This window comes from Plantibacter sp. CFBP 13570 (genome assembly GCF_014841395.1).
GTDB lineage: Bacteria > Actinomycetota > Actinomycetes > Actinomycetales > Microbacteriaceae > Plantibacter > Plantibacter auratus.
Window position 1 is genome coordinate 1 of the sequence record NZ_JACYTW010000047.1, and the last position, 13,945, is coordinate 13,945.

A 13,945-nucleotide genomic window follows, 5' to 3' on the forward strand; every position below is an offset into this window, starting at 1 on the left:
CGCGGTCCCGGCGTCGTCGCCTCGCCCCAGGCTCCGGGCGGCGTCCGCCGCCGCGTCGGTCGCGCGGAGCTGGGTCAGGCCGACCTGCACCGCGGAGAGCCCCATCGCCAGCACGAGGACGACGGCAGGGACGACGACCGCGAACTCCGCCGTCACGGCCCCGTCCTCCGAACGGCATGTCGGAACCTTCAGCCGCACGACTCAACCGTTCGCCGTCAGGGCTCGTCGGATGAGGTCGGTGAGGATGCCCCGCACCTCGTCTCCGCGGAGGATGGCGACGAGGAGTCCTGCGAACCCGACGGCCGCCATCGTGGCCACCGCGTACTCCGCCGTGGCGGATCCCCGTTCGTCCTGCAGGACGCGCCGCACCTCGCGCGTGACACGCTGCTCGACTCGACGACCGATCGTGATCATGATGTTCCTTCCCCGCACCGGAGTGCTGCGCTCGTGGCACGAACACCTCCATGTTCGGCGAACACGTCCAGCGACGCGCGGGCGGAGCCGACGACGGCGACAGGCCGGGTCGACAGGTCGGTTGTGGAGCGAACTCGCCTTGCACCCAGCGGCTATTCATGCTTGAGTAATAGTCATGGATGAACAGTTGGCGGCACGCGACTCGCAACTCCTCCGGGGCGTGTTGCCGATGCTCATCCTGTCCACCGTGCACCGCGGCGAGACCTACGGGTACGAGCTCGTCGAACGACTCCGAGCCCTCGGCCTGGCCGACCTGGCGACCGGCGTCGTGTATCCGGTCCTCAGCCGGTTCGAACGAGACGGACTGGTGACCGCACATCGGGTCGCCTCCTCGGGCGGCCCAGCACGGAAGTACTACGCGATCACCGAACGAGGAGACGCGGCGAGGCTCGACGCCATCGCCCGTTGGAGGGCGATGACCGACATCGCCGAACGAGGAATCGACCCTGAAGGAGCATCAGCATGATCGATCAGAAGCGCCCCACAGCGGACGACCTGCTCGCCGAGCGCGCTGCACGCGGACTGAGCCTCGCGGACCGCTGGCGACGTGACTCGTACCTGCAGCGCCTCGACTGGCACCTCGAGGCCGTGGTCACGGGGCGGGAACGCCGCTCGATCATCCGGTCGCTCCGAGACGAACTCTCGGTCGATCAGCGACTGATGACGATCGCCCTGGCCGACCTCGGCTCACCACGCGCCCTGGCCACCCGCTACGCCGACGACCCGGCCCGCTTGCGACCGACCTGGTCGATCGGGATCATCTGGGGCGGCGTCGCCATCCTCGCCTACTGGTTCTCGTTCGCCCTGTTCACCCTCGGGATGCTCGCGGTGGTCGAGCAGTCGACGCTCGATGAGGCGCACGCACGGTTCTTCTTCGTCGACGTACTCGCCTTCGCCAACGAGGACGGCATCGGCGTTGGCTGGTCCGGCGACGTCGCGTGGATCCTCGTGCCGATCGTGATCATCGCCGTCGCCGTGCTCATCGGAGCACGCTGCTGGCGCGCACTCCCACGCTCCCGCGGCTGAAGCAGTCCCGCGACGGAAGCAGGCAGTTCGGCGTCGACCGGATCGTCAGAACCCGAGCGTCGTCGAGGTGATGACGCTGAGGAGGAGCGGAGCCACACCGACGAGAAGGAAGGCCGGCAGGATGCAGACCCCGAGCGGGATCATGAGGCGGGTCGCGAGGATCGCTGCAGCCCGCTCGCCATCGGACCGCGCCTGATCACGCTGCTGCTCCGCCTCGCTACGCAGCAGCTCACCGGCGGGGATGCCCGCCCTGGCCGACAGGGCGAGGACGCTCGTGATCGTGGCACCGTCGTAGGGGACGGCGAACCGCTCGCACGCTTCCTCGACGATCGACCGGGCCGCCGGCGCCGCTCCCCCACCCGCCATCGCCACCGCGACGAGGTCGAGTGACAACCCCGGTGCGGGGTCGCGCCTGGCCGCCCGTGCACTGAGCGCCGAACTCCAGCGCGCGCCGAGGATGAGGAACGCCACACCGGCCGCGAGACAGCAGAGCCCAGGAGGCGTTGCGAAGAGCGTCCGCAGCGTGTCGAAGCCGAGGGCCATCCCGAGGAGGACGGCGACGAGCGGCAACCAGAGCACCAGCCTCGCGGTCGCGGACGGCCCGGCGAGCGCCGTGCCGACATCCCGACCGATGCGGTCCAACTCGCGCAGCGACCCGGCGAGGTCCCGCAGACAGACACCGAGTGGTGCGCCGCTGATCGCAGCGACCTGCCAAGCGGCGGCCAGGCCCGCCCAGGCCGTCCGGGCGCCAGCACCCGGCTCCTGATCAGCGATGGCGGCGATCGCCGCCGGCAGGTCGCCCCCGTGCACTGCAGCGTCGGCCACCGCTGACAGCACCGCCGCGTCGGCTCGATGATCGCTCGTCGGGCCGGTTTCATCGTCCGGTTCATCGGTCGCGAGGCCGTCGGACACCGTGGCGGATCGGGTCCGCGCATCGGCGTCCGCTTCCAGGGCGAGATGCCTCCAGGCGCTGCCGGGTGCGACGCCGGCACCCAGCAGCACGGCCAGACGACGCGTGGTGCGCGCCACGCGGGCGGGACCGTCGTCGTCGGGTGGGGCCGCACCGGGAAGCGCGGCGAGCACCCGCCGCAGGACCCGTAGCCGGGTCACGGCAACTCCTCGACCGAGAGGCGGTCGTGTTCGTCGATCAGGAGACGGCCGACGGCGACCACCTGCCGTCCGACGGGAAGTCGCGCCAGGTGCACGATGAGTCCGATGGCACTCGTCGCCTGACGGGCGACGGCCTCCTGACTCATGCCGGCGAGCGCACCGAGCGCCTCCAATCGGGCGGGAACGTCGGTCACGGAGTTCGCATGGAGGGTGCCGGCACCGCCGTCGTGCCCGGTGTTGAGCGCCGACAGCAGCTCGCGCACCTCGGGCCCCCGGCACTCGCCGAGCACGAGCCGGTCGGGGCGCATGCGGAGGGCCTCGCGCAGCAGGCGCTCGAGGTCGATGCCGCCGGCCCCCTCCAGGTTGGCCTGGCGCGACTGCAGCGCGACGACATGGGGATGGAGGATCCGCAGCTCCGCGACGTCCTCGATCACGACGAGCCGCTCGGCGGGCGAGGCGAGGCCGAGCAGTGCGCCGAGCAGCGTCGTCTTCCCGGAGCCACCCGCACCGGTGATGAGGATGTTCGTCCGGGCCGCGGCGGCGTCGCGCAGCAGCTCGGCGACCGCCGCAGGGAACATCCCGGCGGTCTGCAACGCCTCGAACCCCAGCGCTTCGTCCCGCGGCACCCGGATGGACAGGAGCGTCCCCCGCGTCGACACCGGCGGTAACACCACGTGGACCCGCACCCCGTCCTGCAGACGCACGTCGACGCACGGCGTCGCCTCGTCGACATGCCGCCCGCCTCTCGCCACCAGGCGGACCGCGAGCGCACGGATGGTCGCCTCGTCTGAGCGCCACCCCGCCTCGCGGACGAGCCCGGCACCGTGGTCGAGCCAGAGGCCGGACGAGCCGTTGACGAAGAGGTCGGTGACCCCCGGATCGGCGAGGTAGGGAGCAAGAGCCCCGAAGTCGGCGAGCGCCGTGACCCCGCGCGACTCGCCCGCACGCGCGGGTTCGGCGTCGACCGCCGCTTCCGGTGGGTCAGGCGGAGCGGCGTCGGGCGGGACGGAGACGACGAAGCGATCGGGCATGTGGCGAGCGTAGAAGCGCCGGCTCGAGCCGCGAGGCTCGGGGCGCGGATCCCGCAACCTCACGCATCGGACCCCGGTTGTGGAGCGACGTCACGCGGACATCGACCCGTCTCAGCGGCCGATCGTCGAAGCGCGGATGACGAGGTCCGCACCGATCACCGGGGCGGGTGCCACCGTCCGGCCCTCGATCCGGGCGAGGAGTTGCTCGGCGCCTGCGCGACCGAGCGCCTCGCCGGGCAACCGCACACTCGTCAACGGCGGGTCGCTCACCACCGACGACGCCAGGTCGTCGAACCCGACCACCGCGAGCTCCCCCGGCACCGGCATGCCCATCGCCCGCGCCGACTGCAGCACCCCGTACGCGTGCGTGTCGGTTGCGCAGACCAGCGCGGTCACCCCGGCGTCGCGCCACCGCGGCCAGCTGTCGACGAACGCCGCGGCCGCCGCTTCGAGGTCGATGATGCTCTCCGCGCGATCGTCCGCATGCACCCGCATCCCGCGCACGGCGGCCTCACGCTCGAGCAGCAGTCGACGCAGGAGGAACGTGTCCGTCGCCGTCCGCCCACCGAGGTACCCGAGTTGACGGTGACCCAGGACGTGGAGGTGGTCGAGGAGCGCGCGAACACCGCCGAGGAGGTCGAAGTCGACGGAGACGGCACGTCGGTCGGCGGAGACGGCACCGGACGCGGCCTCCGCCGTGGTCGTCGGGAGGCGGGGTGCGTCGAGCAACACGAGCGCGGTGTCGAGCCGGAGCTCCTCCAGGAATGCCTCACTCGGCGCGTCGACCACGACCCCGGCCGGTCGGAGGGCCGCCAATCGGCCGAGCGCGGCCGCCGTGGGCACGTCGCCCTCCCCGGTCACCGAAACGAGCAGCTGGTACGCGTCGCCGAGGCCTGCCCTGAGCCCGCGGATCACCGCACCGAAGTAGGGGTTCGACGCATCCGGCGTCACGAAGACGACCAGGTTGCTCGAGCCGCTCGCGAGTGCCCGCGCGGCGTGGTCGGCGACGTAGCCGAGCTCGGCGATCGCCTGGCGCACCCGTTCGGCGTTCTGCGCCGACACATGCCCCGCATCCTTGCCGTTGGCGACGAGCGACACGGTCGCGACCGACGTCCCGGCCCGCTCCGCCACCATCGCCGCGGTGACCCGACGGGCGGCGCGTGGCTGGGGATCGTTCGGTTCGAGGGGCACCCGTCGATCGTATCGGCGCCGTGGAACCCTGAGCCGAACGACCCGGTTTGGCGAACCTAAAGCGCTTGACGTAGGCTGCTCCCGGCGGACCTGAAGCGCTTTACGTGCCGTGTCACCCGCTTCCCCAGCACCCCAACGATGTGGAGAACCATGCCCCGCAAGATCATCCTCGACTGCGACCCCGGCCACGACGACGCGATCGCGATCCTCCTGGCACACGGCAACCCCGAGATCGAGCTGCTCGCCGTCACGACCGTCGTCGGCAACCAGACGCTCCCGAAGGTCACCCGGAACGCCCTCGCCGTCGCCCGCATCGCAGGGATCACCGACGTGCCGTTCGCCGCCGGTGCCGACCGTCCGCTCGTACGTCCGCTCGAGAACGCGCCGGACATCCACGGCGAATCGGGCATGGACGGCCCCGTCCTCCCCGAACCCGCGATCGCCCTCGACGACCGCCACGCCATCGACCTCATCATCGACCTCGTCATGTCGCACGAGCCGGGCGAGATCACCCTCGTCCCGACCGGCGGCCTGACGAACATCGCCCTCGCGGCCCGCAAGGAGCCGCGCATCGTGGAGCGCGTCAAGGAGGTCGTCCTCATGGGCGGCGGCTACCACGTCGGCAACTGGTCGGCGGTGGCCGAGTTCAACATCAAGATCGACCCCGAGGCCGCGCACATCGTCTTCAACGAGAGCTGGCCCGTCGTCATGGTCGGCCTCGACCTCACACACCAGGCCCTCGCCACCCCGGAGGTCGTCGAGCGGATCGCCGCGATCGGCACCGGCCCGGCACGCTTCGTCGAGGAGCTGCTCGAGTTCTTCGGCACCACCTACAAGGACGCGCAGGGCTTCGACAGCCCGCCCGTGCACGACCCGTGCGCGGTCGCCTACGTGATCGACCCGACGATCGTGCGGACCGTCAAGGTGCCGATCGACATCGAACTCACGGGCACGCTCACCCTCGGCATGACGGTCGCCGACTTCCGCAGCCCGGCTCCGGACGACTGCAGCACCTGGGCCGCGACCGAGCTCGACCACGCACGCTTCTGGGGCCTCGTCACCGACGCCCTCGAGAACATCGGGGAGATCGAGCTGTGAGCGACCTCCTGAACACCACGAAGCCCGCCGTCCGCATCGGCGCCCTCATGACGGCGTTGCTCGCCGCCTGCGTCGCCTTCCAGTTGAACGCCAGCATGCTGAGCCCCGCGCTCGTCAGCATGGCGCGTGAGCTGCAGACCGACGACGCCACCATCGGCCTGTCGCAGACCATGTTCTTCACCACGGCGGCGCTGTTCTCCGTCTTCCTCCCCCGCCTCAGCGACATCATCGGCCGGAAGCGTGTCCTGACGGGCATGCTCGTCATCATGCTCGTCGGCACCGTCGTCGCGGCACTCGCCGTGAACGTCGAGATGCTGTTCGTCGGCCGCATCATCCAGGGCGTGTCCGGGCCGGTCGTGCCGATCACCCTGCTCATGCTGCGCGCCGAGGTCACCGACCCGAAGCGGTACGGCGCGATGATGGGCCTCATCACCGCGGTCAACGGCGGCATCGCCGGGATCGACGCCCTCGCCGGCGGCTGGCTCGTCACGAACCACGGCTTCCGTTCCGTCTTCTGGACCATGGCCGTCGTCGCAGCCGTCGCGATCGTGTTCGTCGTCCTGTGGGCCGCGAACTCGCAGCCGTCGAAGGGCACGAGGATGGACTGGTGGGGCGTGCTCCCGCTCGTCGTGTCGATCGCGGCACTGCTCACCGCGTTCAACGAGGCCGGCAAGCTCGCGGCGGCGAACTGGTTGCTCGTCGGCGGGTTCATCGTGGTGGCCCTCGTCGCGTTCGCGATCTTCTGGACCGTCGAGAACCGCGTCGCCGAACCACTGGTGGCCACGAAGTACCTCCGCCAGCGGAGCACCTGGGCGCTCCTGCTCACGACGCTGCTCACGATGACCGGTGTCTTCGCCGTCGCCAACGGCCTCGTCACCTCGATCGCCCAGAACGTCGACGCGGGCTTCAGCATGGAGGCCGACCTCGCCTCCCTCGCGTTCCTGACGCCGTACGCCCTCGTCGGCTGGCTCGTCGGCCCGTTCGCCGGTCGTCTCGCGCCAACGCTCGGCTACCTGAATGTGCTCCGCATCGGCCTCATCGGCAGCATCGTCTCGATCGTCATCATGGCGCTCGTCGGCGTGCACTCGCTCCCCGTCCTCATCGCGACGACCGTCCTCATCGGTGCGACCTACGCGGGCATCGGCAACATCATGCTCAACGGGCTGGGCATCGTCCTGTCGCCGAAGGAGAACCCGGGCTTCCTGCCCGGACTGAACGCGGGCGCCTTCAACCTGGGCGCAGGCCTCAGCTTCGTCGTCCTCCCCGCCGTGCAGATCGCCGTCGCACCCGCCGGAGGGACGTCGACGGCCGGGTACACGAGTGCCATGCTGGTCGGCGCGGGCATCACCGCTGTCGCCCTGCTGGTGTCGTTCCTCATCCCGAAGCCCGCGGGCGCCGAGGTCCGTCCGGCCGAGACCGCCTCGGCAGCCTAGGAAGGTCACCATGCAGAGTCCACGCATCGTCGTCGTCGGGTCCTTGAACGCGGACCTCGTCGTCCGCACGGCACGCTTCCCGCAGCCCGGGGAGACGCTCACGGGATCCGAACTCGCCGTCATCCCCGGCGGCAAGGGCGCCAACCAGGCCGTCGCCGCGGGCAGACTCGGCGGCGACGTCACCATGGTCGGCGCGGTCGGCGACGACGCGCACGGGTCCCTCCTGCTCGAGTCGCTCTCGAGCTCCGGGGTCGACGTCACCCGGATCGCCCGACGTGACGACGTCGCGACGGGCACCGCGGTCATCACCGTCGACGACGCCGGAGAGAACACGATCATCGTGTCGCCCGGGGCGAACGGCACCCTCACGCCGGATCGGATCGGCGAGGCGTGGACGGCGCTCGACGGTGCCGGCGTCGTCTGCCTGTGCCTCGAGGTGCCGATCGACACCGTGCTCGAGACGGCCCGGCGGGGCGCTGCGGCCGGCGCGCTCGTGCTCCTCAATCTCTCCCCCTACGGTCCGGTGCCGGAGGAGCTCCTCCAGGCGACCGGCGTCCTCCTCGTGAACGAGCACGAGGCGGCCGACCTCGCAGGGGTCGACCCGGAGGAGGCCGGGTGGGAGGCGACCGCCACGGCGCTGCGCAGCCACGGCATCCGACGAGCCGTCGTCACGACCGGGGCCGCAGGCAGTGTCGTGATCGACGGCGAGGCCGACCCGACGTCGGTTCCGTCGCCGACGGTGGACGCCGTCGACACCACCGGCTGCGGCGACGCGTTCATGGGCGCCCTCGCGCTGCGACTCGCTGCCGGAGACGAGCTCGTCGACGCGGCTCGATTCGCCTCGACCGTCGGCAGCTACGCGGCGACCGGGGCCGGCGCCCAGGCGTCGTACCCCGATCAGGAGCAGCTCGCAGCGTTCCTCGAGCAGCGATGAGGCACGGGGTCCCGCGTGAACCGACGCGGGACCCCGTGGCGCCTCACCCGGCCGCGATCACCCAGAGGTAGAGCACCGCACCAGCGGCGATCGCCCAGCTCGTGAAGCTGCCGACGAGGAACTCCTCCGCCTTGCCACCGACACCGCGATCCTCGGAGATCTCCGGGAAGCGCACGATGCCCTTGGCCGCGACGAGGGCGGCGATCACCATGCCGGTGCCACTCAGCGCGAGGACGACGATGAAGACCCGTTCGAGCGGGCCGATGAGTCGGCCACCGAGCAGCTGCGTCGTCGGACGCAGCGGCGTGCCGCCCTGCTCGACGCTCCCCAACTCTCGACCGCGGATCCTGACCGTCCAGGCGGAGGCGGGTGCCGCGGCCGGTTGCGGCTCATCGTCCTCACGCGCGCGGCGCAGCGACGCCCGCACGATGAGATTGCTGCTCCGGGTGAGGAAGACGAGGGTCGACCCGGCTGCGACGGCGAGGGCCAGGGGCACCTCCTGCAGCACGCCGAGGTCGAAGCCCGCGTAGACCTGCGCTGCGGCGCTGTCGGCCGTCCCGCCCGCCCCGAACACGAGCGTGGAGGCGACGACGAGGAGACCGAGCAGCAGCACGGGCCAGAGTCCGCGCGGTCGCGAGGTGTCCGAGGACGGCATGGTCACGAGCCACCCGAGGGCGATGAGGCCGGCCAGTGTCGGCCACCACCAGTCGAGCCCGAGGCCCAGCACGGCGAACAGCCAGACCACCACCAGCCCGATGGCCGGGGACCAGCGCGGGCCACGGATCAGACCACGACAGATGTCGGCGACCCCGATCATGAGCAGCAGGACGGCCGTGATCATCGAGTCGGTGCTCCGGCGAGCAGGTCGAGGGCCGAGACGAGCGCGGCACCGCCCGATCGTTGCAGGTTCTGCGACACCGCGGACTGTGAGATGCCGACATCGGCCGCCATCGACTCCTGCGATCGGCCGAGGAGCGCACCCGCGGCGAGCTGTCGCTGTCGAGGGTTCCGCATCTGATCGATCGTGTGGTCGCGCAGGGTGAGGAGTGCGTTCACGATGGCGTCTCCGTCCTGGGGCGATTCGCCCTCGAACCACGATCGCAGGTACGGCTGACGTTTGTCCTCCCGCCGATGCGCCTCGTCGATGGCGGCTCGGGCCCGCCACCAGGCGGAACCGTCCTGGATGAGCGCGTCCTGCCCGGCGTCGATGTCCGTGACCTCGCCCCAGCCGAGGCCGAACCGGCAGTCGACCTCCGCGGGGAACAGGAGTCGCGCGAGGGTGGTGGCCCGCAGTGCGGTCGCGACGTCCGCGTACACGACCTGGAACTCGTCGCCGACCGTGGGACGCAGCGGCTGCTCGGCGGGCCAGGTGGCCTCCACCTGGAGGAAGACGTCCTGGATCGCGCGCTGAGCACTGGTGCGATCGACGAGACGGCGGGAACCGACGATGTCGACGACGACGGCCAGGAGGAGATCGGTCATCTCAGAAGCATAGAGCTGATAGTGGCAGAACTATAAGCAATATTCGAATACTCCCCGGCGGCCCCCCGCAGCCGGCGCCGGAGACAGAAGAAGGCGGCACCCATTGGGGGGAATGGGTGCCGCCTCTACAGTGCCGGATTGGGGGGAATCGCTGGCACTGCATGCACGAATGTGTATTCGGCCGGGTCCAAGTGTACGCCAGTAGACGGGGAACACAAGCACTCAGACGACCCCAGATCGAGTGGTTTCCCTACCATGCCCAGATCATTCACAGACTGGGCCCGTGAATTTGTTCGGATGAGTGACAAATCCGCAACCGAGAACGCGCTACGCTCGTGCATGGCACGGACTCGACCCGCCTCGGCAGGTCGAGTCAGGAACGCGGATTCGCAAGGGAGCGAGACACACACGATGAGCACTCAGATCGACAGCCTGCTGCACGAAGACCGACGATTCCCACCGTCGGAGGAGTTCGCCGCGCAGGCGATCGCCAGCGCCGAGCTCTACGAGCGGGCGTCGAGTGACCGGCTCGCCTTCTGGGCCGAGCAGTCCCGCGAGCTGCTCACGTGGAGCAAGCCGTTCACGAAGACCCTCGACTGGTCGAACCCTCCCTTCGCGACCTGGTTCGACGACGGCGAGCTGAACGTCGCTTACAACTGCCTCGACCGGCACGTCGAGGCCGGCAACGGCGACCGTGTCGCCCTCCACTGGGAGGGCGAGCCCGGCGACACCCGCACGATCACCTACGCCGAGCTCACGGCCGAGGTCAAGCGCGCGGCCAACCTGTTCACCAGCCTCGGCGTCGAAGCCGGCGACCGGGTCGCCATCTACCTGCCGATGATCCCGGAGGCGATCGTCTCGATGCTCGCCGTCGCGCGCATCGGCGCGGTCCACTCGGTCGTCTTCGGCGGGTTCAGCGCCGACAGCCTGCGCTCCCGCATCGACGATGCGGAGGCCAAGCTCGTCATCACCGCCGACGGCGGCTACCGCAAGGGCAAGGTCTCCGCGCTGAAGCCCGCCGTCGACGCGGCGCTCGCGAGCCGCGGCGAGCTGCCCGAGCAGGCGACCGTGGACCACGTGCTCGTCGTCCGTCGCGGTGAGAACGAGGTCGACTGGACGACCGGACGCGACCTCTGGTGGCACGAGGCCATCGCCGACGCCGAACCCGAGCACGACGCGCAGCCGTTCCCCGCCGAGCAGCCGCTCTTCATCCTGTACACCTCCGGCACCACCGGGAAGCCGAAGGGCATCCTGCACACCTCGGGTGGCTACCTGACGCAGACGGCGTTCACCCACAAGAACGTCTTCGACCTGCACCCCGAGACCGACGTGTACTGGTGCACGGCCGACATCGGCTGGATCACCGGTCACAGCTACGTCACCTACGGACCCCTCGCGAACGGCGCGACGCAGGTGCTCTACGAGGGCACGCCAGACGCCCCACACCCGGGACGCTGGTGGGAGATCATCGAGAAGTACGGCGTGAGCATCTTCTACACGGCTCCGACGGCGATCCGCTCCTTCATGAAGCTCGGTCGCAAGATCCCGAAGCAGTTCGACCTGTCGTCGCTCCGCCTGCTCGGCTCGGTGGGTGAGCCCATCAACCCCGAGGCGTGGATGTGGTACCGCAAGATCATCGGCAACAAGGTGGCGCCGATCGTCGACACCTGGTGGCAGACGGAGACCGGGGCGATCATGGTGTCGGCCCTCCCCGGTGTGACGTCGACCAAGCCCGGTAGCGCGCAGGTCCCGATCCCGGGCATCGCCATCGATGTCGTCGACGACGCCGGTGACGCGGTCGGTGCCGGCGGCGGCGGACTCCTCGTCGTGACCGAGCCCTGGCCGTCGATGCTCCGCGGCATCTGGGGCGACCCCGAGCGGTTCAAGGAGACCTACTGGGAGAAGTTCTGGGACGTCGAGGGCGGCCCGTTCTACTTCGCCGGCGACGGCGCCCGACTCGACTCGGACCGCGACGTCTGGCTGCTCGGCCGCGTCGACGACGTCATGAACGTCTCCGGGCACCGACTCTCGACCGCTGAGATCGAGTCGGCGCTCGTCGCCAACGAGATGGTGGCCGAGTCCGCCGTGGTCGGTGCGGCCGACGAGACCACCGGGCAGGCGGTCGTCGCCTTCGTCATCATCAAGGAGTCCCACCTCGAGCAGGCATCCGGACTCGCGGACATCACCGGGGCACTCCGCAGCTGGGTCGGCGAACAGATCGGTCCGATCGCCCGCCCACGCGAGGTCTACCTCGTGAACGAACTGCCGAAGACGCGCTCGGGCAAGATCATGCGTCGTCTCCTGCGCGACGTGGCCGAGGGCCGCGAGGTGGGCGACACCACGACGCTCGCCGACACCACGGTCATGCAGATCATCACCGACAAGATGGTCAAGAGCACGTAAGTCCTCGCAGCGTCGCAGCAGGAGATCCGCTCCGCAGCAGGAGAACGTAGTCACGTTGGTCCTGCTGCGGGGCGGATCTCCTGTGCTCCACAGGGCAGACTCGCGGGCACCTCATCCCCAGCACTCCTGAGTGGGGCATGTGGCCGCCCCCGGCCCGCGAAGCTGAGGTGATGGACCTCACCCCGTGGATCGACCGGCGCGACGGGATCGTGCATCGTCTCGACGCGCTCGATGCCGGAGCGACCAAGCACGGTATCGAACAAGCAAAGCAATCAGGCTCGGTCCGAGTCGTGAGACGTAACTGGCTCGTGACCGAGGCGTGTGATCCTCAACTCCTCTTCGCGGCGACGCGCGGAGGACGATTGACGTGTCTGACGATCGCCGGTCGTCGCGGCTGGTGGAACCTGGCTGACGGGTTCGTCCACCTCTCCGTCCCTTCGACGTCTGCAGCGACGACTGAAGCAGGGCTGCGGCTCCATTGGAGCGCGACACCGGCGCCGGTGTCCACCCGCACACTGGTGCAGCCACCGGTGAATGCGCTCGTCCACATCGCCGAGTGCCAACCGTTCGAACGCGCGCTCGCGGTCTTCGAATCGGCTGTCCGCGTCGGCGACGCCGACCTCGACCGACTCAGACTCATACCGATCCGTTCCCGACGGTTCAGCAGAGTGATCGACCGCGTCAGCCACCTCTCCGACTCGGGCATCGAGTCGATACCGCGCATCCGTCTCGCGCGGATCGGCATCCACATGAGCCAGCAGGTCGTGGTCGACGGTCACCGGGTCGACGGACTCATCGGCGAACGCCTCATCCTGCAGTTCGATGGACACGCTCCTCATCAGGATGCGTCACAACGGAGCCGCGATCTCGCGCAGGATCGCCGTCTCGCGCTGTCCGGCCACACCGTCCTGCGGTTCAGTTACCGGCAGGTCATGCACGAGTGGACACTCGTCGAGCGCGAGATCTCAGACGCGATCGCGCAAGGCAGGCATGAGTGGTGAACGCAGGAGATCCGCTCCGCAGCAGGATGAACGTGGTTACGTTCTCCTGCTGCAGAGCGGATCTCCTGTTGTGACGCCGCGCGCTACGCGAACTCGACGATGAGCTCCACCTCGACGGGCGAGTCGAGCGGCAGGACGGCGACGCCGACGGCGGAGCGGGCGTGCACGCCGAGGTCGCCGAAGATCTCGCCGAGGACCTCTGACGCACCGTTGATGACGCCGGGCTGGCCGGTGAACGCCGGGTCGGAGGCGACGAAGCCGACGACCTTCACGATGCGGGTGACGCGGTCGAGCGAACCGATCTGGCTCTCCACCGCGGCGAGCGCGTTGAGGGCGCACGTCCGGGCGTAGGTCTTGGCGTCCGCAGGCGAGACGAGCCCGTCGCCCTCACCCACCTTGCCGGTGGCGGGGAGCTTGCCGTCGGTCATGGGCAGCTGGCCCGAGGTGAAGACGTGCTCGCCGGAGACCACCGCTGGGATGTAGGCGGCGACGGGCGGGACGACGGTGGGCAGGGTGATACCGAGCTCGGCGAGTCGGTCGGCGATCTGGGACATGGGGGTTCCTCCGGGACGTCGGGTCAGTCGGCGATGGGGCGCTTGAGGTAGGCGACGAGCCCACCCTCCGGACCGGTGACGACCTGGACGAGCTCCCAACCCTCCCCGCCCCAGTTGTTCAGGATGGCAGCCGTGTTGTGGATCATCAACGGCGTGGTGAGGTACTCCCAGCGGGTCATGTCTCTCCTCGATCGGGCGCTCCGCACGG

16 protein-coding genes are annotated in these 13,945 nt (G+C 69.9%); 7 read left to right on the forward strand and 9 right to left on the reverse strand.

Features of this window, described 5'->3' with window-relative positions; translation table 11 throughout:
• Both IFT89_RS20610 and IFT89_RS14700 read right to left on the reverse strand, forming a co-directional pair.
• Positions 1-198 (reverse strand): TadE/TadG family type IV pilus assembly protein (locus IFT89_RS20610; protein WP_202939330.1); only part of this gene is annotated, 198 nt, incomplete at its 3' end.
• A 3-nt stretch (positions 199-201) separates the two neighbouring features.
• Positions 202-414, reverse strand: coding sequence for a DUF4244 domain-containing protein (locus IFT89_RS14700; protein WP_121293956.1), 213 nt, complete (start codon positions 412-414; stop codon positions 202-204).
• 175 nt (positions 415-589) lie between these two features.
• On the opposite strand from IFT89_RS14700, the gene IFT89_RS14705 reads away from it, so the two are divergent.
• Both IFT89_RS14705 and IFT89_RS14710 read left to right on the forward strand, forming a co-directional pair.
• Positions 590-940, forward strand: a complete 351-nt coding sequence (locus IFT89_RS14705; RefSeq protein ID WP_124769884.1) for a PadR family transcriptional regulator — start codon at positions 590-592, stop codon at positions 938-940.
• Positions 937-1,500, forward strand: coding sequence for a hypothetical protein (locus IFT89_RS14710; protein ID WP_241160929.1), 564 nt, complete (start codon positions 937-939; stop codon positions 1,498-1,500). Before IFT89_RS14705 ends, IFT89_RS14710 begins: the two co-directional genes overlap by 4 nt.
• A 45-nt stretch (positions 1,501-1,545) precedes the next feature.
• Here the strand turns inward: IFT89_RS14710 and IFT89_RS20840 are convergent, their stop codons facing one another.
• The 3 genes from IFT89_RS20840 to IFT89_RS14725 form a co-directional block, all read right to left on the reverse strand.
• A complete protein-coding gene (locus IFT89_RS20840) occupies positions 1,546-2,610 on the reverse strand; it encodes a type II secretion system F family protein (protein WP_202939331.1) in 1,065 nt (354 codons plus the stop codon).
• Positions 2,607-3,641, reverse strand: a complete 1,035-nt coding sequence (locus IFT89_RS14720; protein ID WP_202939332.1) for a TadA family conjugal transfer-associated ATPase — start codon at positions 3,639-3,641, stop codon at positions 2,607-2,609. The genes IFT89_RS20840 and IFT89_RS14720 overlap by 4 nt, the downstream gene beginning before the upstream one ends.
• 111 nt (positions 3,642-3,752) lie before the next feature.
• Entirely contained in the window at positions 3,753-4,832 is a 1,080-nt protein-coding gene (locus IFT89_RS14725) for a LacI family DNA-binding transcriptional regulator (RefSeq protein ID WP_307783527.1), read from the reverse strand.
• Between the two features lie 150 nt (positions 4,833-4,982).
• Between IFT89_RS14725 and uriH the strand changes: the two genes are divergently transcribed.
• Genes uriH through IFT89_RS14740 form a run of 3 tightly spaced genes read left to right on the forward strand, consistent with a single transcriptional unit; the run spans position 4,983 to position 8,297 of the window.
• The gene (uriH, locus tag IFT89_RS14730) at positions 4,983-5,930 is read left to right on the forward strand and encodes a uridine-preferring nucleoside hydrolase UriH (protein WP_079003118.1); all 948 of its coding nucleotides are present in this window, start codon (positions 4,983-4,985) and stop codon (positions 5,928-5,930) included.
• Entirely contained in the window at positions 5,927-7,363 is a 1,437-nt protein-coding gene (gene uriT / locus IFT89_RS14735; protein ID WP_371413655.1) for a uridine transporter UriT, read from the forward strand. Before uriH ends, uriT begins: the two co-directional genes overlap by 4 nt.
• 10 nt (positions 7,364-7,373) lie before the next feature.
• A complete protein-coding gene (locus IFT89_RS14740; RefSeq protein WP_124769887.1) occupies positions 7,374-8,297 on the forward strand; it encodes a ribokinase in 924 nt (307 codons plus the stop codon).
• 43 nt (positions 8,298-8,340) lie between these two features.
• On the opposite strand, the gene IFT89_RS14745 is transcribed toward IFT89_RS14740, so the two are convergent.
• The gene (locus IFT89_RS14745) at positions 8,341-9,138 is read right to left on the reverse strand and encodes a hypothetical protein (protein ID WP_124769888.1); all 798 of its coding nucleotides are present in this window, start codon (positions 9,136-9,138) and stop codon (positions 8,341-8,343) included.
• The gene (locus IFT89_RS14750; RefSeq protein WP_124769889.1) at positions 9,135-9,779 is read right to left on the reverse strand and encodes a SatD family protein; all 645 of its coding nucleotides are present in this window, start codon (positions 9,777-9,779) and stop codon (positions 9,135-9,137) included. Before IFT89_RS14750 ends, IFT89_RS14745 begins: the two co-directional genes overlap by 4 nt.
• Before the next feature lie 411 nt (positions 9,780-10,190).
• Here IFT89_RS14750 and acs point away from each other — a divergent pair, with 411 nt between their 5' ends.
• A complete protein-coding gene (acs, locus tag IFT89_RS14755; protein WP_124769890.1) occupies positions 10,191-12,182 on the forward strand; it encodes an acetate--CoA ligase in 1,992 nt (663 codons plus the stop codon).
• A gap of 170 nt (positions 12,183-12,352) precedes the next feature.
• On the forward strand, positions 12,353-13,183 hold the full coding sequence (locus IFT89_RS14760) for an endonuclease domain-containing protein (protein ID WP_164486979.1): 831 nt from the start codon (positions 12,353-12,355) through the stop codon (positions 13,181-13,183).
• An 83-nt stretch (positions 13,184-13,266) separates the two neighbouring features.
• On the opposite strand, the gene IFT89_RS14765 is transcribed toward IFT89_RS14760, so the two are convergent.
• Together IFT89_RS14765 and IFT89_RS14770 are read right to left on the reverse strand one after the other, a co-directional pair.
• On the reverse strand, positions 13,267-13,737 hold the full coding sequence (locus IFT89_RS14765) for a RidA family protein (RefSeq protein ID WP_079706877.1): 471 nt from the start codon (positions 13,735-13,737) through the stop codon (positions 13,267-13,269).
• A gap of 23 nt (positions 13,738-13,760) precedes the next feature.
• A complete protein-coding gene (locus IFT89_RS14770) occupies positions 13,761-13,916 on the reverse strand; it encodes a hypothetical protein (RefSeq protein ID WP_162852301.1) in 156 nt (51 codons plus the stop codon).
• Positions 13,917-13,945: the final 29 nt, after the last annotated feature.

Excerpts from the sequence above, each read along its gene's own strand:
- acs (WP_124769890.1), top strand. The coding sequence starts at position 10,191 with ATGAGCACTCAGATCGACAGCCTGCTGCACGAAGACCGACGATTCCCA.
- IFT89_RS14705 (WP_124769884.1), top strand. The coding sequence starts at position 590 with ATGGATGAACAGTTGGCGGCACGCGACTCGCAACTCCTCCGGGGCGTG.
- IFT89_RS14770 (WP_162852301.1), bottom strand. The coding sequence starts at position 13,916 with ATGACCCGCTGGGAGTACCTCACCACGCCGTTGATGATCCACAACACG.
- IFT89_RS14745 (WP_124769888.1), bottom strand. The coding sequence starts at position 9,138 with ATGATCACGGCCGTCCTGCTGCTCATGATCGGGGTCGCCGACATCTGT.
- IFT89_RS14700 (WP_121293956.1), bottom strand. The coding sequence starts at position 414 with ATGATCACGATCGGTCGTCGAGTCGAGCAGCGTGTCACGCGCGAGGTG.
- IFT89_RS14710 (WP_241160929.1), top strand. The coding sequence starts at position 937 with ATGATCGATCAGAAGCGCCCCACAGCGGACGACCTGCTCGCCGAGCGC.
- IFT89_RS14750 (WP_124769889.1), bottom strand. The coding sequence starts at position 9,779 with ATGACCGATCTCCTCCTGGCCGTCGTCGTCGACATCGTCGGTTCCCGC.
- IFT89_RS14765 (WP_079706877.1), bottom strand. The coding sequence starts at position 13,737 with ATGTCCCAGATCGCCGACCGACTCGCCGAGCTCGGTATCACCCTGCCC.
- uriH (WP_079003118.1), top strand. The coding sequence starts at position 4,983 with ATGCCCCGCAAGATCATCCTCGACTGCGACCCCGGCCACGACGACGCG.
- IFT89_RS14720 (WP_202939332.1), bottom strand. The coding sequence starts at position 3,641 with ATGCCCGATCGCTTCGTCGTCTCCGTCCCGCCCGACGCCGCTCCGCCT.
- IFT89_RS14760 (WP_164486979.1), top strand. The coding sequence starts at position 12,353 with ATGGACCTCACCCCGTGGATCGACCGGCGCGACGGGATCGTGCATCGT.
- IFT89_RS14740 (WP_124769887.1), top strand. The coding sequence starts at position 7,374 with ATGCAGAGTCCACGCATCGTCGTCGTCGGGTCCTTGAACGCGGACCTC.